This is a genomic window from Herbiconiux dendrobii (genome assembly GCF_052048175.1).
Lineage (GTDB): Bacteria > Actinomycetota > Actinomycetes > Actinomycetales > Microbacteriaceae > Herbiconiux.
The window spans coordinates 150,011-170,128 of record NZ_JBLZQV010000002.1 but is presented as its reverse complement, the minus strand read 5'-3'; the positions used below and the strand labels follow the sequence as shown (position 1 = coordinate 170,128).

Below are 20,118 nucleotides of genomic sequence, written 5' to 3'. Positions count from 1 at the left end.
CCCGGCTCGGCCCGAGACGCGCCCCGTGCAGGGCCGACCCGCGGCACGACGCTTCGATTCAGCGTCGCCGTCCCGGCGCGCGGTTCAGTGCCGGCGGGTCGCCGCCTCATCGGTGGGCGGGAGTGCCGCCCGTACCGCCGTGCCGGCACCTGGACGGGTGTCCACGGTCATGGTCCCACCGAGGCTGTGCACGCGCAGTTGCTGCGAGGCGAGACCGACATGGCCTGTGCGGATCGCATCGCTCGATGCGGAGGGATCGGCGATGAAGCCCGTCCCGTCGTCGGTCACCGAGAGCACGACCCGGTCGCCGCGCTGCGTGAGCGTCACGTCGATCCGGCTCGCTTCGGCATGCCGCTGCGCGTTGGCCACGAACTCGCGACAGGCTCCGAACAGCGCGGCGGCTCTGTCGGAGTCCATCCGGGGGAGGGCCTCGACCGTCGCGAAGACCGGCACGGTACCTCGTGCCGCCGCCGTGCGGGCGAGTTCCGTCACGGCCGCCGCCAGACCGAGCTCGGCGAGAACCTGGGGGTGGAGGGTCTGAACGGTCCCCCGGAGTCGGCCCGTGGTCTCTTCGAGCAGGCGGGCCGCCGTTTCCACCAGTTCCGGTTCGGGTGATGTGTCGGCGATCTGCTCGAGCAGGCGCCGGACGGCGATCACGTCCTGCAGAGGGCCGTCGTGCAGGTCGTTCGCGAGGCGGGTGCTGGCGCGGTGATCGGCGGCGAGCACCTGCGCGATCAGGCTGCTGCGCACGATGTCGGCCTCGGCGTCGTCCCGCGCGCGATGGGCGAGCACGAGGGACAGGGCGGTCGTCGTCAGCGCCATCCAGGTCAGCAGGAGGAAGTGCATCCAGACGATCCCCGGCTCGTCCGGCCCACCCCGTACGGCGAGGTTCTGCAGCCACACCGCAGCGTATCCTCCCGCCACGAAACCTCCGACGACCGCCGTGAGCGCCGGCCGGTAGTAGAAGACGGAGAAGACCGGATAGAGGTAGAAGACCGGTGTGATGTAGGAGGTCGCGCCGGCCGAGCTCGCCGCCATCCCGATGAAGAACGCCAGATCGACGACGATGCTCGCAGCCCCCGCCCACGACGGGACCGGACGCCGCAACGACCACCACACGGTGAACAGCGCCCACGCCCCGAAGAACGCCACCCAGACCGAGAACACTGTGGCACCGGCATCCGTGGTCTCGGTCAGGAACGCGGCGAGCACGATCAGGGGTGCGATCAGCACCAGGCGCAGAAGCGCCGTGACGCGGTGGACGGAGCTCAGGATGCGGGCCCCGAGCGAGCGGGAACGCCCGGCGGCCAGGGGCTCGGCCGGTGTCATCGCAGCAGACCCTGGCGCATCGCCTCGGCGATGGCCGCGCCGCGGCTGCCGACTCCGAGCTTCTCGTAGAGGCGACGGAGATAGGTCTTCACGGTCGAGGTGGAGAGGTGCATCGACCGGGCGATCTCGGGCGCGGATTTGCCGGCGGCCGCCTCCACCAGGATCTGCCGCTCACGGGGGCTCAAGGTGACCGCCGCCGGCGCGGCGCGGCGGCGACGGACCTGATCGAGCACGTCGCCGACGAACTCGGGCGGGAGCACATCGGCGCCCGAGGCGACCGTACGGATGGCGGCTATCAGGGTGTCGCGGTCGACGTCTTTCGAGAGGAAGCCGGCGGCGCCGTTCTCGAGGCATCGGAACACGATCGCGGGATCCGCGTAGGCCGACAGCACGAGTACCCGGGTGGGTAGCTGCTCCTGCGCCACCGCGAGGGCCAGCGCCGCCCCGTCCAAGCCGGGCATCCGGAAGTCGGAGAGGGCCACCTGGGGTTCGAGCGCGCGGATGGCGTCGAGCAGCTGCGTGCCGTCGTCGGCTTCCGAGACGACGTCGACGGCCTCCGACGCAGTCAGCATGTGCACGAGACCGGCCCGCACGACGGGGTGGTCGTCGCCGACGGCGACCGTGATCTTCACCCGCACCCCCGCCCCGGGCCCGATCATGCCCCGATCACCATCATCTTCTCTCGCCGGTCGTCGATCAATCCGCGAGTCCAGCACCGACCGACCGGATGACACCGGATGTCGTCCGATCGGCTGACGCCCGACCGCCCGGCAGACGGGAGCCGCGCCTGCCCCTATCGTCGAGCCGGGGGCGCGGCCAGTGGCGTCTCCGTCCCTCCTGAAAGCGACGTCATGATCTCCGACATCATCTCCACCGTCCTCACCGCCGTCATCGGCAACTATCTCATCAGCTGCTTCGTGCTCGGTCTCATCGTGGCCGCGGTCAAGGTGCTGCGGTGGAAGGGGCACCGCTCGGCAGCGGTGGTGTCGGGGTTCTTCGTGAACGAGTTCATCTTCTACGCGCTCGGTGTGGCGTTCACCGTCAACTTCGTGATGCACTCGGTGTTCGGTGATTACGTGGCGAAGACCATCGGATGGGCGCAGTCGCCGTTCCAGCTGGAGCTCGCGTTCTCGAGCCTCGGCTTCGCGCTGGTGTGCTTTCTGGTGTACAGCCGTAAGGCGCAGTTCCGCGCCAAGGTCGGCGTGATCGTGGCGGCCGTGATCTTCGGCTTCGGTGCCGCGGGCGGGCACATCTACCAGACGGTCGTCAACGCCGACTACGCGGTGAACAACACCGGCCTGCTGCTGATCGGCGACATCGTCATCAACGTCGTCGGCCTGGTCTTCGTGATCTGGCACGCGATCGCCCGCCGCCGCGAGCCGCTGCACAGCACCGACGCCACCACGCCGCGGGTCACCGCCGGCGCGAACGTGTGACGCCGGCGATGACCGACACCCGCTCGCCCCGCGCATCCGTCCCCCTCCTCGTGGTGGTGACGGCGGTGGCGGCCGCACTCGTGCTGCTGGTGGTCGGCGGCATCGCCGGGTGGCTGCTCGCCGGGCCCGCCCGGGGCGCCGCGGCATCCGCCGACGTGGCCCCGAGCGCCACTCCCGGCGCCGACCTGCCCGAACGCGACTTCTTCTTCCAGGTCATCGGGTACGACACCGCCAACCAGGGCGGGCAGACGCTGAACATGTACTTCCACTACCGCTACGACCGCGGCATCCAGGCGAAGGACATCCCGAACTACATCGACCTGCGTACCGACGCGATCGACTTCATGGATGCGGTCGACTCCGCCGACAACCCGTACTGGGAGATCCTCGACGAACAACTGTGCACGCAACTCGCGAACGGCTATCCGCTCGAGTCGATCTCGTGCCAGCTACAGGTCTACCCCGACGACCGCGCGGGCCTGCCCTACGAGCCGGGCTATCACGGCACCACGTTCACGATCGGCGACATCGACCCGCTCGCCGTGCCGGGACCGTCGACCTCGGTGCAGCAGTGCGCCGTGAGCGACCCCTCATGTCAGGACGAACAGTGAGAGGATCCGCGGTGCGACGGGAAAGGGAGTCAGCGGTGACGGGAACGATCGGGCGGTATCGCCGCCGGCGGATGGCGGCCGTTGCGGCGGCGGGTATCGCGGGGGCGCTCGTGCTGATGGCTCCCGCTGCGGCGACCGCTACGGTGACGGCGACGCCGGCGCGTTCCGGCGAGTCCTCGGTGACGGTGACGATGACGCCTGAGCTGCAGACGCGGATTCAGCGGATGGTCGAGACGTTCCTGGCCGACAACCCGACCGTGCCGGGGATCTCCGTCGCCGTCGTCACCCCGGATCCGGCCGGAGCGGATCCTGTGGTCACGACCTTCGCCGCGGGTGTGGAGGATCTCGTCAGCGAGGTCCCGGTGCAGTCGACCACGCAGTTCGAGCTGGGCTCGGAGACGAAGGTCTTCACCGCCGGCCTGCTCGCCTCCCTCGTCGCCGCCGGCACCGTGTCACTCGATGATCCCCTCCAGAAGTACGCGCCGAGCGGCGTCGTCATACCCGAGTGGGAAGACCCGGACACGCACGACAAGACCCCCATCACCTTGCTCGATCTGGCGACCCACACCGCAGGGCTCACCGACGCCCCGCCGAATTTCCAGGACGGTTGCCCGGCGGCGAACCCCGATTGCGCGAACCCGAAGCCCCGGTACACGCCGACGATGCTCTGGGACTCCTTCGAAACGGACTGCGCCGACACCCGCCCGTGCCCGCTGTGGGAGCCCGGCAGCGCCTGGAACTATTCGAACTGGGGCTTCGCGCTGCTGGGCGACATCGTGGCCGGACTCGTCACACCCGGGACCGTGCCGCCCGGTGAGACCGGGCCGGGGGAGGTGTTCCAGGACTCGCTCGAGACGACGTTCCTGAACGAGCTCGGCATGACCTCGACGACGGTCGAGTTCCCCGACACCGATCCGGCGACGCCTTACGACGGCGACGAGCCCATCCACCGGTGGAACAACTACGACGCCTACGTCGGCGGCGGCGGTCTGATCTCGACCGCCGACGACATGGGCACCTTCGTCGCGGCGAGCCTCGGGTACCTCCCCGCGAACGCATCGCCCGGGGTGAAGGCGGTGGCGGACATCGTGTCCCCGGTTCTGCCCATCACGCAGTCCTGCACCCCCACCATCCCGCCGAGTACGCCACCCGGCAACACGTGCACGACCAAGGACTTCGACATGGGCCTCGGCTGGGAGCGCTATCCGGCGCAGACCACGGGCATCACCGTTCCGTACGCGCACAAGGACGGCGGCACCGCCGGAGGCAGCACCGACACGCTGCTGGCTCCGAGCCTGCGGATCGGAGTGACGTCGATGTTCAATCAGAACGGGGCCGGCATCGAGCAGCTCGCGCCCCGCATTCTGTCCCTGCTCATCGCGCACCAGACCACTCCGGGCCAGGCCACCCCGCCGCCGGTCCCGGCCACGACGCCCACGCCGACACCGACGCCGTCCCCGGTGCCGGATCCGGCCCTGGCGAACACGGGTGCGGACGTGATCGTCCCCGGACTCGGGTCGCTGGCACTCCTGCTCGCGGGCCTCGCTGTCGTCGTGGTGCGCCGCGGCGCGCGAGTCCGCCGAGGCTGAAGCCGGGCATCTCCGCCTCCCAGGCGGTCTACTGGCGCGGCTCTTCAGCCCTCAGCTCCATGGCGCTGTTGACGTTCACGTGCCTGAGCATCGCCGCGTGCGCTCGCTCTGGATCGCCGTCGGCGATCGCGTCGACCACGTCGCCGAGCTGCCGGGCTTCATCGTCTCGATCGACGCTCGTGGATTCCAGGGCGAGGGAAGCCCCGCGGACGATGCGATTCATGCCGAGCGAGATCGCGGCGCGGATCTCGTTCCCCGACGCAGCCGCGACCACCTGGTGGAACTCCAGATCGAGTTCCACCAGAACGGACCACTCGCCCGACTTCTGAACGGAATAAGCCTCCACCACTCTGCGGAGGCTCTGGACCTGTTCGGGGGTCGCTCGCCGTGCTGCCCAGCGGGCGTTGTCCGCCTCGAACTCAGGCCGGAATTCGACGAGTTCCGACACCCCCGCCCGTCGGAATCGAATCAGCGATTCGAGCGCGGATGCCACACCGAGCGCGTCGGGATCCTTCACGAAGACCCCGCCATGAGCCCCACGGCGGATCGTCACCCGGTCCATGCCCTCCAAGAGTCTGAGCGCCTCGCGCACCGTGCCCCTGCTCGCGCCGAAGACCTGCATCAGCTCGCGTTCGGCGGGGAGCCGCTCGCCACCCCGGTAGGTTCCCTGATCGATCGCGTGCTGGATCTGCGCGACGATGTCGTCGAACGACCGACGCGCATGCCTGAACACCTGGTTGGTCGGATCCGAAGAATTCTCCATGAGCAGCTTTCCGTGATCGGTGGTCACACTCGCGAATCCTATGCGGAATCCCCTCCCGAAAACGGATGCTTGACGGATTCCTCCGAATAGTGAATGCTCGGACCATTATCCGATGGGAGTTCGCAATGACGCTTCAAGACCCGCCCCGCCGCTCCAAATCCTCACCTGCTGTCACGCACGGGGACGCTTCTCTCGATTCCGGCACGAACACCGATACGGAGTACCTGGGCCAGCTCGGCTACAAACAGGAGCTGAAACGCGCTCTCGGTCTGGTGTCGTCCTTCGGGATCCAGTTCAGTGCCATCGCCGTGGCCTCCGCCCTGTTCACCACGATAGGAGTCGGCTTCGGCTACTTCGGTCCCGCGTCGTTCTGGTCGTTCGTCATCGGCGGTGCACTGCAGGTCTTCTTCGTGGGAGTCGCCATCGCCGAGCTGGTGTCGGCGTATCCGCTCTCGGGCGGCGTCTATCAGATCGTCTCCCGACTGACGAAGAAGCCCTGGCTCGGGTGGCAGACCGGGTGGTGGATCGTCATCGCCCACATCGTCTCCGTCCCGGCGATCGCCGTGTCCATCGCCCCCGCCGTCGCAGGATGGTTCGGGGTCGACTTCCAGAGCCCGGGTGACGCCCTGCCGTGGGTTCTCGGCATCATCGTCGCAGGAACGATCGTCAACATCGTCCACGTGCGGATCGCGACTGCTGTCAACAACGTCGGCGTGATCTGCGAGCTCGTGGCGACCGCCGTGGTCGTCGTCGCGCTGATCGCGGTGCCGCACCCGACCCAGCCGGCGTCGATCCTGTTCGATACGGCCGGAACGACGGACGGCGGATTCATCCTGCCGCTCCTGCTCGCATTCGTGCTTCCGGCCTTCATCATCTCGGCGTTCGACGCGACGGGAAACGCCAGCGAGGAGACCAGGAACGCTTCTCGCACCGCGCCCCTCGGCCAGCTGCTGGCCAACGGCGCCGGTTGGCTGTTCGGAGCGATCTTCCTCTTCCTCCTGATGATCTCGATCCCCGATGTGCGAGCGGTCATGGCCGACAGCTTCCCCGGGCGCCTCATCCTGGAGAGCGCGATCGGCCCGGTGCTGACCGGTATCTTCGAAGTCCTGGCGGTCGTCGCCCTCTTCGCCTGCAACTGCATCATCCAGCTCACCGGCGTGCGCGTCATGTGGTCGCAGGCCAGGGACGGGCAGCTTCCGGGCTCGCGGTGGCTCAAGAAGGTCAACCGCTGGGGCGTGCCGGCCAACGCCACCATCGTCTGCTTCGTGCTCGCGGTCGTCTTCGCCGTCTGGTCGTCCGCCCTCTCCGTCCTGACGGCGATGGTGGCCCTCTCCTGGGCCCTCGCCTACACGATCGCGGTCTTCGTGGGTTTCTGGGCCCTGATGCGTAAGCGAGTACCGGCACGCCCGTTCACCACCGGACGGTTCTGGCCCGTGGTCTTCGGCATCGCCGCTCTGTGGTCGGTCGTGCTCTGCACGGCGATCATCCTCACGGATCCGCTCGCGGTGGGCGGGGGCATGCTCGTCGTCATCGCCGTCGGAGTCGTCATCTACCTGCTCATCCCTGCATCTCGGCGCGGCAAGGTCCAGGGCATCACGTCACCTCTGAATGCTGCTTACGAATCAGAAACGAAGGAAAAAGCATGAGCTACACCCCCATGTCCGGCATCTACACGGCACTCGTCACACCGTTCTTCGAGGACGAGCGCCTCGACCTCGACGGATTCGGTCGTCTCGTCGACGACCAAGTGGACGGAGGAGTCGCCGGCCTGGTGGTCAACGGGTCCACCGGAGAATTCCCGTCTCTGACGACGGACGAGCGGCGAGCGAGCGTCGAGGCGGTGACTGAGGCCAGCGCGGGCCGCGCCGAGGTCATCGTGGGAATCGGCGCGATGACCACGAGAGAGGCGCAGGAGCACGCGGAGCATGCGGCAGCAGCGGGCGCCAAGGCGGGGTTGCTCGTCATGCCCTACTACGAGCCGCTCTCCGACGACGAGCTCTCCGGCTTCGTCGCGGACATCGCCTCGGTCGGACTGCCGCTGATGATCTACAACAACCCGGGCGGAACCGGAGTATCGCTCACGCCGGAGTTCATCAACGAGCTGAGCCTCATCGAGAACGTCGTGTCCATCAAGGACACCACCCCCGAGCTCTCGCGGCTGTTCGCCATCGACCTGCTCACCGAAGGGCGGCTCGACGTGTTGAGCGGACATGACAGCAGCACGATCTACGCCTTCCTGACCGGCCGGGATGCGGCGGTCTGGGGTGCGCCCAACGCACATCCGGCGGCGTGCGTCACCCTGTGGAGACTCGCCCGTGAGGGTCGCGCGAGCGAGGCGCTGCGTCTGTGGAAGGACCTCTATCCGCTGCAGGCCTTCCTCGAGAGCCACAACTACATGGCTTCGACGAAGGCAGGTGCGAACATCCGTGGGGTGTCCGTGGGGCAGCCGCGGAAGCCGATCCTGCCCCTGCCGGAGGACGACCGGGCGGAGCTCGCCGCGATCATCGAACGCCTCGACGACGTGATCGAGACCTTCAACCTCACCACCAGCACGGCGAGCCTCGCGTGACGGACATCCATCCGGTCCGTTGGCACAACTGGGCGCAGAACCAGTCGTTCCGCGCGGAATCGGTCACGGCCCTCTCCGAGTCCGACGTGCAGCAGGTGGTCGGACGGGTGATCGAGGCCGGAGGCGGCGTGCGCGTCGCCGGCTCGGGTCATTCCTTCACGCCCATCGTGGAGCCGAAGACCACCCTTCTGCGCCTCGCCGGCCCGCGAGGGGTGATCCAGGCCGATCCCGAAAGCCGGGTCGCGGAGATCTGGGGGCACACCCCGCTGCGTGAGATCGGACCGCAGCTGTGGGATCACGGACTGTCACTCCGCAACCAGGGCGACACCGACGCTCAGACGATCGCCGGAGCGACCGCGACCGGGACGAAAGGCTCCGGCCGGAAGCTGGGCAGCATCTCCTCGGAGGTGCGATCGCTCACCGTCGTCGACGGCCACGGCGACGTGCGCCGAGTCGAAGCGGATGACACCGGTGCCGACTCGCTTCACGCGGCACAGGTCAGCCTGGGCCTGCTCGGCATCGTCACCCGAGTCGGTCTGCGGGCGGATGCGGCGTACGGACTGGAGGAGCACAACTCGATCGATCCGCTGTCCGTCGTCCTCGACTCCTTCGAGAGCGAATCGCAGGACGTCCGGCACTACTCCTTCTGCTGGTGCCCGAGCAGTGAGACGGCGACCCGGTTCGCGCTCCCGCCGACCCCGGCGAACTCCTGCTGGGTGAAGAGACTCACGACCGTCGCACCGGATCACGAGGCGCTCGTCTCCGGTTCCGGGGTGAGTGGCGAGGCCGGTCGTCGCGTCGGTCGCTCCTATCTGATCTACCCCGACTGGGCCGACCAGGATCCCGAACACGTCGAGCTCGAGTACATGCTGCCCGCCGATCGCTGGGAAGAGGCGTTCGATGCGCTGAGGACTCTCATGCTCCGGGACTTCCCCGACGAGATCAGCATGGTCCAGGTTCGATGGCAGGCCTCGGATGACGCGTTCCTCTCCGCACAGCACGGCACCGACACGGTCTCATTGGCGCTGGTCAGCGACCGCGAGGGCGACTACGACCGCTTCCTCCACGCGGTCCACGACACCCTCATGCCGTTCGGACCGCGACCGCACTGGGGAAAGATGCACTACTTCACCGGCGAGGACATCGCTCGAGCATTTCCGGCCCTCGAGTCGTTCCGTTCCATCCGCGACGGATTCGACCCTCAGGGTGTCTTCTCGAACCCCTCCCTCACCGATCTTCTCGGTCTCCGCAACTAAGGAATCAACGTGCTCACACCTGCATCATCCGACGCTCACCTCGCCACCCCCGCTCTCGCCGTCATCGACGGCGAGCTGATCCCGGGTCGCGATCAGAACGTCTCCGAGACCCTGAACCCCGCCACCGGCCGTGTGCTCGCCGAGGTGGCGGAGCTCGACGCGAGCGATGTCGACCGCGCCGTGCAGAACGCTCGCACGTCGTTCGATTCCGGTGTCTGGAGCCGCCGCAGTCCGAGAGAGCGGAAAGCCACCTTGCTGGCCTTCGCCGATCTCGTCGAGGCGAACGCGCCCGAGATCGCCCTGCTTGACACCGTCGATGCCGGAAAGCCGATCGTCGACACGACGGAGACGGATCTCCCCGACGTCGTCCACACCCTCCGGTGGTACGCCGAACTGGCCGACAAGGAGTTCGGCAAGGTCTCGCCCACCGGGCCGGGTGAGCTCGGCCTGACCGTGCGGGAACCGGTCGGGGTCGTCGGTGCAGTGCTGCCGTGGAACTTCCCGGCGAGTATGCTCGCGTGGAAGATCGGGCCCGCGCTCGCGGCCGGCAACTCCGTGGTGGTCAAACCGCCGGAGCTCGCGCCGCTCAGCACCATCCGGATCGCCCAGCTGGCTCTGGAAGCGGGGCTCCCGGCGGGAACCTTCAACGTGGTTCCGGGCCGGGGCGAGATCGCCGGCCGCGCTCTCGGGCTCCACCCGGAGGTGGACATGGTCACCTTCACCGGATCTTCCGAGGTCGGAAGGGCCTTCCTGGGCTATTCGGCCGCGTCCAACCTCAAGAAGATCGTTCTGGAGATGGGTGGCAAGAGTCCGCAGATCGTGCTGCCCGACGTCGAGGATCTCGCCTCGGTCGCCTCCCATCTGGCGACGGCCGCCTTCTGGAACGGTGGTCAGAACTGCACCTGCGGCTCACGCATCCTCGTGCACGAATCGATGCGGGACGACCTGGTCGACGCCCTCATCCAGGCCACCGGCGAGTGGGTGGTCGGTGACCCGCGTGACGCGGCGACCCGTATCGGCCCGATGATCGAAGAAGCCGCCCTGACCCGGATCCTCGGACACATCGACGGTGCCCGGCGAGACGGCGCGACCGTCGCGCACGGTGGCGGGCGGATCCTGGCGGAGAGCGGCGGCTGGTTCGTGGAGCCGACCATCCTCACCCATGTGCGCGCCGACATGGATGTCGCGCGGGACGAGATCTTCGGCCCGGTCGTGTCGGTGCTCACGTACCGCACCGAAGCGGAGGCGATCGAGATGGCCAACGACACCGTGTACGGCCTCCACGCCAGCGTCTACACCGGCAGCCTCGACGCGGCGTTCCGTATCTCGCGTGCCGTTCGGGCCGGAACCGTCTCCGTGAACGGGTTCAGCGAGGGCGACATCTCGACGCCCTTCGGGGGCTTCCGCCAATCGGGATTCGGCGGACGGGACAAGGGAACCGAAGCCTTGGACCAGTACACAGAACTGAAGGCGATCTGGATGGAGTTGAAAGCGTGAAAATCACCGCTGTCGATGTGTTCGAATACCAGCTGCAGTACGCACACGGGGCGTACGTGATGTCCCACGGGCGCTCCCAGACGCACGAGCCGTCGCTGGTCGTGCGGCTCACCGCGGAAGACGGGACGACCGGATGGGGCGAGACCTGCCCGCACGGCGGGACCTACCTCCCGGCCTTCTTCGAGGGCGAACGGGAGGCCGTCAAACTGCTGGCCCCGGCCGTCATCGGACTCGATGCCACCGAGCCCGCCATCGTCCACGCCGCGATGAGCCGCACGCTGGTCGGTGGGATGGCTGCCAAGAGTGCGATCGACGTCGCCTGCTGGGATCTGTTCGGCAAGACGACCGGGCTGTCGATGACGTCCCTGCTCGGCGGACGGGTGCGCGAGGAGTTCCGGGTGTTCGTGCCGGTGGCCCTCGACACCCCGGAGAACATGCGGGACTACGTGAGTGCGGAGAGGGCGAAGGGCACGATCGACTTCCAGCTCAAGGTCGGAAACGACCCGTACGAGGATGCGGCCCGGGTAGCTGCGGTGATGGACGTCACCGACGACACCTGCACCGTCATCGCGGATGCCAACGGAGGCTGGAACGTGCAGCAGGCGATCCAGGCCGCCCACGAGCTGCGCGACTTCCGCCTCTACCTGGAGCAGCCCTGCCTCAGCCTGGCGGACTGCGGCGAGGTGAGACGGCGCACCACGCTGCCGTTGATCGTCGACGAGTGCGTGAACACCATCGACGACCTCGTGCGGGCGAAGACCGAAGCGCATGCGGGTGGCGTCAACATCAAGCCGGGCCGGGTGGGCGGCCCCTCGGCCGCCATCAAGTTGCGCGACACCGCGGCCGCCCTCGGAATGATGGTCACGATCGACGAGACGTGGGGTGGAGCCCTGGTCACCGCGATGCTCAGCCATCTGGCAGCCAGCACGCCGGCCAATGCGCTCCTCACGACCAGCTTCTTCTCCGAGTGGACGACACCGGACATCGCCCAGCCGCCTCGCAAGAACGCGCAAGGGCTCGGCCAGTCTCCCACCGGCCCGGGCCTCGGCGTTCAGGTGGATGAGGCGCTTCTCGGACAGCCGGTCTTCCGCACCACGATCTGAAAGGAGAGCAACCATGACGGAACGGAACGCGACGGTGATGACGGTCAGGGGGCCTGTGCCGGTCGCCGAACTCGGACGCATCTCGCCCCACGAACACATCTTCATCGACGTCAGCTGTTACGTGGACGAACTGGCCCGCTTCGAGACGGGCCCTCTGCTCAACCAGCCGGTCACGATGGCGACCTTGAACGAGAACAAGTTCAACCCCTACGGCAGCTACGACAACTGCGCGCTGGACGACTACCTCACGATGCAGCGCGAGGTGCGCCGGTTCAAAGAGGCCGGCGGCGGAACGATCGTCGAACTGACGAACGCCGACCTGGGCCCTCAGCACGAGCTGCTCAGGAAGGTCTCCGAAGCGACGGGCGTGCACATCGTCGCGGGCTGCGGCCACTACATCACCATCGCCCACTCGCCGGACATGGACGAGCAGACCGTGGAGTCGATCGAGGCCCGCCTGCTCAAGGAGATCCGCGAGGGCTTCGACGAGTCGGGCATCCGCCCAGGCATCATCGGCGAGATCGGCACGTCGGCGACGATCCATCCGAACGAGGAGAAGACGTTGCGAGCCGCCGGCCGGGTGCAGCGGCAGACGGGTCTGGCGGTGTCCGTCCACGTGCACCCACCGGCGCGGCGAGGGCACGAGATCCTCGACATCCTCGCGGAGGAGGGCGCCGACCTCGACCGGGTGATCCTGAGTCATCTCGACCCGTCGCTCGTGCATCCGGACATCGACCTGTCGCAGGCGGTGGAGTACCACGAGTCGCTCGCCGATCGTGGGGCATACATCGAGTACGACCTGTGCGGAGACTCCGGTTACTTCTCGGACGGCACCAACTCCTGGTGGCTGCCGTCGGACCGCGAGCGCATCGTCGCGATCGCCCGGCTGGTCGCCGACGGATACGGGGACCGGATCCTGATCGCCCAGGACATCGGAATGAAGTACCCGCTGACGCAATACGGCGGCTGGGGGTACGCGCACGTCCTGACCAAGTACCGGGACATGTTCGAGTCCGTCGGGCTGGACCTGGACTGGCACGACCGAATCACCGTCGTCAATCCGGCCCGGGCGCTCGTCGGCTCGGACGCCGCCGAATAGGAGCTCCCCCATGGATCGAATCAACGAAGATCGACCCCCTCCCGGCCGGGCGCGATCGTCTTCCGAATCCCACACGACCGCCGAACCGGAGCTGCTTCTCGGCGTGGACAGCGTCTCCAAGTCCTACGGCGGAGCACCGGCCCTCGTCGAGGTGTCGACGGGGTTCCGGGCCGGCGAGGTGCACGCCGTCGTCGGCGAGAACGGGGCAGGCAAGAGCACACTCGTCAAGATCGTCTCGGGGATCATCGCGGCCGACTCGGGCAGGCTCTTCGGGCCCGCCCACGACGACGGAGACGTCGCCATGGTGTTCCAGGAGCTCTCCGTCGTGCCCGAGATGTCGGTGTTCGACAATCTCGCCCTCGCCACGAGGAAGCGGCGAGGCATCGTCATCCCGTTCCGCTCGATCCGTAAGCGAGCAGGGGACGTGCTCGAGAAGGCTGGACTGGGTGGTCTTCCGCTCGACCTGCCGGTCGAGGCCCTCTCGCTCGCGCAACGGCAGCTGCTCGAGATCGCCCGAGGGCTCATCGCGGAGGCCCGCGTCCTGATTCTGGACGAGCCCACCGCCACGCTCTCGGACGTCGAGATCCAGAAGATCCACGGCATCATCCGATCGCTCACCCGCGGCGGCACCTCGATCGCGTACATCACCCACCGTCTCGGCGAAGTCTTCGAGCTCGCCGATCGGGTGACCATCATGCGCGCCGGCCGGGTCGTCGCAACGGGTCCGACCGCAGAGTTCACCATGAAGAGCGTCGTCGACCAGATGCTCGGGTCGGAGCACGTGCCCGTGGAGAAGGTCGGTTCCGCCCGGGCCCACGACGATCCGCGTTCCCTGCGGGTCGACCTCGCGACCGTGCGCGGCGTGTTCGCCGACGTGTCGTTCGAAGCCCGAGGAGGCGAAGTACTCGCGCTGTTCGGCCAGATCGGTTCCGGAGCGGGCGACGTCGCCCGATCCCTGGCCGGACTGTCCGAACTTTCGACGGGAGGGGTCGCCCTCGACGGAACCGACTTGCGGCTGCGGGACCGTGTCTCCGCGCAGCGCGAGAAGATCGCCTACATCTCGCCGGACCGGGTGCACGAGGGGGTCTTCCTCGATGCCAGCGTCGCCACGAACATCAGTGCCGGAGCCCTCGGGCGCGTCAGTTCCGCCGGAGTCATCAGCGGTCGCCGTGAGCTCGACCTCGCTCGCTCGACCGCTGAGTCCGTCGCTCTGGACCCTCGCCGCATCCGTGAGCCCGTCTCGGCCTTTAGCGGCGGGAACCAGCAGAAGGTCGCCGTCGGAAGAGCCCTCGCCACCGAGCCCCAGGTGCTCGTGCTCAACGAGCCCACCCGCGGCGTCGACATCGGAGCCCGCTCGGAGATCTACCGGAGCATCCGGGCTCTGTCGGCACAGAACGTCGTGGTCGTCGTCTATTCCAGCGACGTGCTGGAGATTCGGGAACTCGCCGACCGCGTGGTCACGATGTATCGGGGCCGGATGGTCGGCGAGCACGAGGTCGATCGCGTCACGGACAGCGACTTGCTGACAGAGATCCTGAGCGGAGAGCCCACATGACGGCCGCAGTCGACACCCGAACCCGAACCGGGCGCCCGAGGCCGCTCTCCCACCTCACCGCGACCGGGATCATGGGCCTGATCACGATCGTGCTAGCGATCCTGAGCGCCATCCTCGTTCCGAATTTCGCCAGCGCGTCCAACATCCGGGCTCTGCTGCTCTCCGTGTCGCTGACCGGGATCGCCGCCGTCGGCCTGAGTTTCATCACCCTCTCCGGGCGGATCTTCTCGCTGTCGATCGCCTCCACCATTGCGCTCAGCACCATCGTGTTCGCCACGGCGCTCGCCTGGGGTCCCTGGCCCGCGCTGGGCGCGACCGTTCTCTTCGGCTGCGTGGTCGGTGCGATCCAAGGCATCGTGGTCGGCAGGCTGCAGGCCAACCCGATCATCACCACGATCGCCTTCTCCGCGATCCTGCTCGGTGTGGGGCAGGTGCTCACGGGTGGCCGCACGGTATCCGGCCGTGGAGACTCGGGTGTCTTCAACGAGAACCTCTTCGGCGTGCTGCCGTTCCAGGTGCTCGCGTTCGTCGTCTTCGCCGCGCTGCTGTTCCTCTGGCAGCGGTTCACGACGGCGGGCCGACGGATCTCGCTGATCGGATTGAACGAGCGTGCCGCCGCGGTGACCGGTCTTCGCGCCTGGCCGTACATCCTGCTCGGCTTCGTCATCTGCGGCGCAGCCACCGGATTGGCCGGAGGGCTCCTCTCCGCGCAGTCCGGCCAGGGCAACCTGTTGCTAGGAGGCACGTTCGGCTTCGACGTCATCGTCGCGGTGATCGTCGGTGGTGTCGCCATCAACGGCGGCAAGGGCAGCCCGATCGGCGCGGCGATCGGAGCGCTCTTCGTCGGACTCCTCGGCAACGTGCTGGCCCTGGCGGGCTTGAGCTACGAGGTCCAGCTGGTGGCCAAGGGCATTCTCGTCCTTCTCGCGGTCTGCGTGACGGGTATCGCCTCGACGAGGATGGGAGGGCGTCGATGAGCGCCACATTCCTGTACTGGAATTTCCGCACGATAGCCGCCTGGCTCCTGTCGCTGATCAGCGTCGTCGTGCTGGCCGGCAGCAACGCGAGCTTTCTCAATCCCGGCAACCTCTTCGCCCTCCTGCAGAGTTTCGCGGTGCTCGCTCTGATGGGAGTCGCACTGGGGCTCGTGATGCTCGCCGGCGAGTTCGACCTCTCCATCGTCGGCGTCTTCCCCCTCGCCGCACTGATCGCGGTCAAACTCAGCGACGGGCTGGGAGCGGGGGCCGCAACGGCTGTCGCGATCCTCGTCGGCGCTCTGTTCGGCGCAGTGAACGGGGTGGTGACGGCCGTCTTCCGACTTCCTTCCCTCGCGGTCACGGTCGGGTCGATGGTGCTCGCCATCGGTGTCGGATTCGCGATCGCATCCGGCCAGATCGTCCAGGCCGTGGACTTCCGGCCGGGCCTGCTCCTCACGGATCGCATCGGGGCGATCTTCTCGCTGCAATCGATCATCCAATTGGTGCTCGTCTGTGTCGCCCTCCTCCTCGTGCACTACACGTGGTTCGGCAAGAACGTCTACGCGATCGGCGGCGACAACGCTCGTGCCCGGGCGTCGGGCCTGCCCGTGCTCTCGACGACGATCCTGATCTTCGTCATCTGCGGTGCCCTCACCGCGGTCGGCGGCTCGCTGCAGGGGATCAGCCTCGCGACGGGTCAAGCCGGGCCGAACGAAGGGATCCTGCTCCAAGCAGCGACAGCGGCGATCTTGGGTGGCGTCGCCCTGACCGGCGGAAAGGGAAACCTCGTCGGGGTGATCGGTGGCGCCTTCTTGCTCACCACCCTCTCGAACGGCCTCAGCCTGATGGGTGCCGACTCCGCCACGATCCAGCTCGTCAACGGCGCGATCCTCTTCGTCGTCGTCATCGTCGACAGGCCGCTCAACCGGCTCATCGACAGAGGCCTGACCGCCTCGTCCCGCACCAGTCCTGAGTTAGTCCACCACTGAACCCTGGAAGGCAATCATGATCACACGCCGGAAGTCAGCACTCGTCATCGCAGCGGCAGCCCTGCTGCTCGTTCTCGGAGGGTGCAGTTCCTCGCCCTCCTCCGAATCGCCGAACACCGCGTCGATGAATGGTCTCGACGGTTCGAAGATCGCGTTCCTGACGGTCTCCCAATCCTGTGACTACTGCGCCCGTCAAGCGGACAGCTTCGTCTCCGCCATGGAAGACGCCGGAGCGGACGTGACGATGTCGGTCAACGAGTTCGACGCGGCGGAACAGGCGCAGCAGGTCACGCAGGCCATCAGCACCTCGCCCGATCTCATGGTGATCTGGCCCAGCGACACGACGTCCATCATCCCGTCCCTGGAACGCATCAAGCAGGCGGGCATCCCGGTGGTCGTCACGACGTATCTGCCCGAGACCGACGACAGCTCGCTGTGGACGGCCTGGATCGGGCCCGACGACTACCAGCTGGGAGTCCAGTCGGCGCAGGGGATGGTGGCCGGCCTCGAGGCTGCCGCGATCCCCGCCGAAGGTTCCATCGTGGTCGTCACCGGGACCCCAGGGGCGGCTTCGACCATCGGTCGCACCGACGGCTTCACCGACACCATCGCCGACATCGCGCCAGGGCTGACGATCGCCGGCTCGCAGCCCGGCAACTGGGACCAGACCCAAGCGACCACCGCGGCCGCGCAGCTCTTCTCGCAGTACGCGAACGACAACATCGTCGGTCTGTTCGGGAACTCCGACGGCATGGTCGCAGGCGCGATCGTCGCTGCGGAGCGAGCCGGCTTCGCGCCCGGCGTCGACCTGGTCGTCACCGGTTCGGACTGCGACGCGGCGGGCTATGCGAGCGTGAAGGCGGGCAAGGAGTTCGCCACGAACCTGCAGGACCCGCTCATCGATGCGCAGGCACTCATCGACCTGGTCACCGCCGTGGCCGGCGGCGAGGCTGTCGACAGCATCAACTACATCCCCACCCCGCCGGTCACGGCCGAGAACATCGCGGATTGCGAGTCGAACGCAGGCATCTAGCGCCACGCCGGCCACCGTTCGTGGCCGATGTCCTGCCGAAGCTCTCGGTTCGGCAGGACATCGTCGCCGCGGCGTCATCCATCGGCACCAAGCCATCGGTGTTTGTGGGGGTATCCGATAGGCGTTCAGTGGACAGTTAGGCCTTCTGCTGTTATCGGGTACCCCCAGTGGCACCGACGGGGCTACGGCGTCTCGAGCCGCGCACGGCGGGGAGGCCGAAAGGGCCGGCGAGCGATGTTCCGGGCCTCACCGTCCCGCGATGGCATCCGCCGCCTTCGCCACGACGGAGGTGCGGCCCGAGCGCCCCCGTGCTTCGAGGCGATCCGCGATCCCGTAGGCGGCGTAGAGGCCGTTCGCGCCGAGCCAGCGTAGCGGTTCGGGTTCCCAGGAGCGTGGCGGGCGGCGCACCCACGGCAGCGCTGTGAGCGCGGTCGAACGGTCGAGCAGGAGGTCTGCGACGATGCGGCCGGCGAGGTGCGCCGCGGTGAGGCCCTGGCCGGCGTAGCCGCCGAAACGGATGATCCGCGAACCCTCCTCCCGATGGATGTAGGGGGTCCAGTCGCGCGGGACCCCGAGCACGCCGCACCAGGCGTGCGCGGGCTCGAGCTCGACGTCGGGGAACAGATCGCGGAGCACCGCGGACAGGGCATCGACGGTGCGGGCGTCGACCCGGCCGCGGCGGTCGAACCCGGAAGCGAACCGGTAGGGGGTGCCTCGCCCGCCGATCGCGATCCGGCCGTCGGGGGTGCGTTGCCCGTAGAAGTAGGTGTGCGCCGAGCCGGAGATGCCATCGGCGTGCGACCAGCCGATCGCGGCCCACTGCGCGTCGGACAACGGTTCGGTGACGAGCATCGAACTGTTCAGCGGCAGCATGGCACGCCCCCTGCCGGGCTGCCGGGAGGTGTAGCCCTCGGTGGCGACGACGATCCGGTCGGCGCGCACCCGGCGGGATCCCGATCCGGATCCGATCCGGAGGCCGGCTTCCGAGATCTCGGTCACCTCGGAGTGCGGATGGATGACCACACCCGCCTCGGTCACGATCTCGGCCAGCCGCGCGAGCAGGGCTGCGGGGTCGACGCAGTAGTTGTCGGGGGAGTGCAGGGCGGCCAGGGTTCCGGCCACTCTGACGCGCTCCAGCGCCTGGTCACGGTCGAGCAGCTCGAGCTGTTCCTCGGTGACACCCCACGCCCGGCTTCCCCTCAGGTAGCTCTCGATCCTCTGGACTTCGGATGGGGAGCGGGCGATCTGGGTCCAGCCCCCGTGCCGGGCACCGATGGCCTCGGCGCCCAGGATCCCGACGACGTCGTGCATGGATTCCCGCAGGAGGGCGTCCACCTGGAGCACGCCCTCCCGCCCGCCCGACTCACGAGCGAGCACCTTCCGCAGCCCCACCGGTTTCGCCGACAGCCAACCGCCGTTACGCCCGGATGCGCCGAAACCCAGGGGGCCGGCTTCGAGGACGGCGACGGACCGCCCCGGATCGGCTCGGGTCAGGGCCCAGGCGGTCCACAGGCCGCTGAGCCCACCGCCCACGATGGCGACGTCGACCTCCAGGTCGCTCTCGAGCGGCCGCCCTTCCGGCAGCACGGACCCCGACGTCGTCATCCAGTGGGAAAGCTGTCCGTTAATCATGGCATCCGTCTCGTAAAGAAAAATTTAGTAGTGAAAAAGTAAAGTTGCCTATCGGTAATGCTTCCTGTACGGTTCCGGACATGTCAAGTTCACCGTCCGATTCCGGCGTGGCACCGGACCCGCATTCGCTCGGGGCGCGCATCCGTTCGCGTCGGCGAGCGCTTCGCAAGACCCTCGCCGACGTCGCCCAGCAGGCAGGGGTGAGTGAGGGCTTCCTCTCGCAGCTCGAGCGCGACCGGAGCAGCGCGAGCATCGCGACCCTGCAGCGCATCTGCGAGTGCCTGGAGATGACGGTCGGCGAACTCTTCGTGGAGCCGGAGGTCACCCGCGTGCACCGCTTCGCCGACGCCCACTTCAACCCCTTCGGGAGCAGTGCGCGGAAGGTGCGCATCACCCCGACATCCAACCGTCAGCTGGAGTCCTTCATCGGCGAGTTCGACCCGTTCGGGACGACCGGCGAGGAGCTGTACGCCCACGGCGACTCGGAGGAGGTGCTGCTCGTGATCTCCGGGACGGTCGAGGTGACGATCGAGACGCAGTCCCTCGTGCTCGGCCCGCTCGACAGCATCGCGTACCGGAGTTCGGCCGGCCACCGGGCCCGCGAGATCAAGGGCGAACGGGCCGTCGCGCTCTGGACGATGTCGCCTCCGAGCTATTGACATGACACCCGAGACAGGAGC

General features: G+C 67.9%; 18 protein-coding genes. 14 read left to right on the top strand and 4 right to left on the bottom strand.

Features of this window, described 5'->3' with window-relative positions; genetic code table 11:
* Positions 1-84 precede the first annotated feature (84 nt).
* Positions 85-1,329 carry a sensor histidine kinase gene (locus ACN4JJ_RS05795; protein ID WP_440708966.1) on the bottom strand — a complete coding sequence of 415 codons (1,245 nt, stop codon included), beginning with the start codon at positions 1,327-1,329 and terminating at the stop codon, positions 85-87.
* The gene (locus ACN4JJ_RS05790) at positions 1,326-1,988 is read right to left on the bottom strand and encodes a response regulator transcription factor (RefSeq protein ID WP_440708965.1); all 663 of its coding nucleotides are present in this window, start codon (positions 1,986-1,988) and stop codon (positions 1,326-1,328) included. Before ACN4JJ_RS05790 ends, ACN4JJ_RS05795 begins: the two co-directional genes overlap by 4 nt.
* Positions 1,989-2,180: 192 nt before the next feature.
* Here ACN4JJ_RS05790 and ACN4JJ_RS05785 point away from each other — a divergent pair, with 192 nt between their 5' ends.
* From ACN4JJ_RS05785 to ACN4JJ_RS05775, 3 genes are read left to right on the top strand one after another with little or no spacing between them, the layout of a single operon-like run.
* On the top strand, positions 2,181-2,765 hold the full coding sequence (locus tag ACN4JJ_RS05785; RefSeq protein ID WP_440708964.1) for a DUF6790 family protein: 585 nt from the start codon (positions 2,181-2,183) through the stop codon (positions 2,763-2,765).
* 8 nt (positions 2,766-2,773) lie between these two features.
* The gene (locus ACN4JJ_RS05780) at positions 2,774-3,376 is read left to right on the top strand and encodes a hypothetical protein (RefSeq protein WP_440708963.1); all 603 of its coding nucleotides are present in this window, start codon (positions 2,774-2,776) and stop codon (positions 3,374-3,376) included.
* A 35-nt stretch (positions 3,377-3,411) separates the two neighbouring features.
* Entirely contained in the window at positions 3,412-4,965 is a 1,554-nt protein-coding gene (locus ACN4JJ_RS05775; RefSeq protein ID WP_440708962.1) for a serine hydrolase domain-containing protein, read from the top strand.
* Positions 4,966-4,993: 28 nt separating this feature from the next.
* Here the strand turns inward: ACN4JJ_RS05775 and ACN4JJ_RS05770 are convergent, their stop codons facing one another.
* Positions 4,994-5,755: a FadR/GntR family transcriptional regulator gene (locus ACN4JJ_RS05770; RefSeq protein ID WP_440708961.1), complete on the bottom strand. Its 762-nt coding sequence runs from the start codon at positions 5,753-5,755 to the stop codon at positions 4,994-4,996.
* 98 nt (positions 5,756-5,853) lie between these two features.
* Here ACN4JJ_RS05770 and ACN4JJ_RS05765 point away from each other — a divergent pair, with 98 nt between their 5' ends.
* The 10 genes from ACN4JJ_RS05765 to ACN4JJ_RS05720 are packed head-to-tail and all read left to right on the top strand — an operon-like array spanning position 5,854 to position 17,806.
* Complete coding sequence (locus ACN4JJ_RS05765; RefSeq protein WP_440708960.1) at positions 5,854-7,374, top strand: APC family permease; 1,521 nt, start codon at positions 5,854-5,856, stop codon at positions 7,372-7,374.
* Complete coding sequence (locus tag ACN4JJ_RS05760; protein ID WP_440708959.1) at positions 7,371-8,297, top strand: dihydrodipicolinate synthase family protein; 927 nt, start codon at positions 7,371-7,373, stop codon at positions 8,295-8,297. The genes ACN4JJ_RS05765 and ACN4JJ_RS05760 overlap by 4 nt, the downstream gene beginning before the upstream one ends.
* Positions 8,294-9,553 carry a D-arabinono-1,4-lactone oxidase gene (locus tag ACN4JJ_RS05755; protein WP_440708958.1) on the top strand — a complete coding sequence of 420 codons (1,260 nt, stop codon included), beginning with the start codon at positions 8,294-8,296 and terminating at the stop codon, positions 9,551-9,553. Before ACN4JJ_RS05760 ends, ACN4JJ_RS05755 begins: the two co-directional genes overlap by 4 nt.
* Before the next feature lie 9 nt (positions 9,554-9,562).
* The gene (locus ACN4JJ_RS05750) at positions 9,563-11,050 is read left to right on the top strand and encodes an aldehyde dehydrogenase (RefSeq protein ID WP_440708957.1); all 1,488 of its coding nucleotides are present in this window, start codon (positions 9,563-9,565) and stop codon (positions 11,048-11,050) included.
* Positions 11,047-12,153 carry a mandelate racemase/muconate lactonizing enzyme family protein gene (locus ACN4JJ_RS05745; RefSeq protein WP_440708956.1) on the top strand — a complete coding sequence of 369 codons (1,107 nt, stop codon included), beginning with the start codon at positions 11,047-11,049 and terminating at the stop codon, positions 12,151-12,153. The genes ACN4JJ_RS05750 and ACN4JJ_RS05745 overlap by 4 nt, the downstream gene beginning before the upstream one ends.
* A gap of 13 nt (positions 12,154-12,166) precedes the next feature.
* On the top strand, positions 12,167-13,252 hold the full coding sequence (locus ACN4JJ_RS05740) for a phosphotriesterase family protein (RefSeq protein ID WP_440708955.1): 1,086 nt from the start codon (positions 12,167-12,169) through the stop codon (positions 13,250-13,252).
* A 10-nt stretch (positions 13,253-13,262) separates the two neighbouring features.
* Positions 13,263-14,807 (top strand): sugar ABC transporter ATP-binding protein, encoded by a 1,545-nt coding sequence (locus ACN4JJ_RS05735; RefSeq protein ID WP_440708954.1) that lies wholly within the window; start codon positions 13,263-13,265, stop codon positions 14,805-14,807.
* A complete protein-coding gene (locus tag ACN4JJ_RS05730; protein WP_440708953.1) occupies positions 14,804-15,784 on the top strand; it encodes an ABC transporter permease in 981 nt (326 codons plus the stop codon). The genes ACN4JJ_RS05735 and ACN4JJ_RS05730 overlap by 4 nt, the downstream gene beginning before the upstream one ends.
* Positions 15,781-16,773, top strand: a complete 993-nt coding sequence (locus ACN4JJ_RS05725) for an ABC transporter permease (RefSeq protein WP_440708952.1) — start codon at positions 15,781-15,783, stop codon at positions 16,771-16,773. The genes ACN4JJ_RS05730 and ACN4JJ_RS05725 overlap by 4 nt, the downstream gene beginning before the upstream one ends.
* A 16-nt stretch (positions 16,774-16,789) precedes the next feature.
* Positions 16,790-17,806 carry a sugar ABC transporter substrate-binding protein gene (locus tag ACN4JJ_RS05720; protein WP_440708951.1) on the top strand — a complete coding sequence of 339 codons (1,017 nt, stop codon included), beginning with the start codon at positions 16,790-16,792 and terminating at the stop codon, positions 17,804-17,806.
* A gap of 246 nt (positions 17,807-18,052) precedes the next feature.
* On the opposite strand, the gene ACN4JJ_RS05715 is transcribed toward ACN4JJ_RS05720, so the two are convergent.
* On the bottom strand, positions 18,053-19,411 hold the full coding sequence (locus ACN4JJ_RS05715; protein ID WP_440708950.1) for an NAD(P)/FAD-dependent oxidoreductase: 1,359 nt from the start codon (positions 19,409-19,411) through the stop codon (positions 18,053-18,055).
* A 107-nt stretch (positions 19,412-19,518) separates the two neighbouring features.
* On the opposite strand from ACN4JJ_RS05715, the gene ACN4JJ_RS05710 reads away from it, so the two are divergent.
* Positions 19,519-20,097 carry a helix-turn-helix domain-containing protein gene (locus ACN4JJ_RS05710; RefSeq protein ID WP_440708949.1) on the top strand — a complete coding sequence of 193 codons (579 nt, stop codon included), beginning with the start codon at positions 19,519-19,521 and terminating at the stop codon, positions 20,095-20,097.
* Positions 20,098-20,118 lie beyond the last annotated feature (21 nt).

Excerpts from the sequence above, each read along its gene's own strand:
- ACN4JJ_RS05795 (WP_440708966.1), bottom strand. The coding sequence starts at position 1,329 with ATGACACCGGCCGAGCCCCTGGCCGCCGGGCGTTCCCGCTCGCTCGGG.
- ACN4JJ_RS05790 (WP_440708965.1), bottom strand. The coding sequence starts at position 1,988 with ATGATCGGGCCCGGGGCGGGGGTGCGGGTGAAGATCACGGTCGCCGTC.
- ACN4JJ_RS05785 (WP_440708964.1), top strand. The coding sequence starts at position 2,181 with ATGATCTCCGACATCATCTCCACCGTCCTCACCGCCGTCATCGGCAAC.
- ACN4JJ_RS05780 (WP_440708963.1), top strand. The coding sequence starts at position 2,774 with ATGACCGACACCCGCTCGCCCCGCGCATCCGTCCCCCTCCTCGTGGTG.
- ACN4JJ_RS05765 (WP_440708960.1), top strand. The coding sequence starts at position 5,854 with ATGACGCTTCAAGACCCGCCCCGCCGCTCCAAATCCTCACCTGCTGTC.
- ACN4JJ_RS05760 (WP_440708959.1), top strand. The coding sequence starts at position 7,371 with ATGAGCTACACCCCCATGTCCGGCATCTACACGGCACTCGTCACACCG.
- ACN4JJ_RS05740 (WP_440708955.1), top strand. The coding sequence starts at position 12,167 with ATGACGGAACGGAACGCGACGGTGATGACGGTCAGGGGGCCTGTGCCG.
- ACN4JJ_RS05735 (WP_440708954.1), top strand. The coding sequence starts at position 13,263 with ATGGATCGAATCAACGAAGATCGACCCCCTCCCGGCCGGGCGCGATCG.
- ACN4JJ_RS05730 (WP_440708953.1), top strand. The coding sequence starts at position 14,804 with ATGACGGCCGCAGTCGACACCCGAACCCGAACCGGGCGCCCGAGGCCG.
- ACN4JJ_RS05725 (WP_440708952.1), top strand. The coding sequence starts at position 15,781 with ATGAGCGCCACATTCCTGTACTGGAATTTCCGCACGATAGCCGCCTGG.
- ACN4JJ_RS05720 (WP_440708951.1), top strand. The coding sequence starts at position 16,790 with ATGATCACACGCCGGAAGTCAGCACTCGTCATCGCAGCGGCAGCCCTG.
- ACN4JJ_RS05715 (WP_440708950.1), bottom strand. The coding sequence starts at position 19,411 with ATGACGACGTCGGGGTCCGTGCTGCCGGAAGGGCGGCCGCTCGAGAGC.
- ACN4JJ_RS05710 (WP_440708949.1), top strand. The coding sequence starts at position 19,519 with ATGTCAAGTTCACCGTCCGATTCCGGCGTGGCACCGGACCCGCATTCG.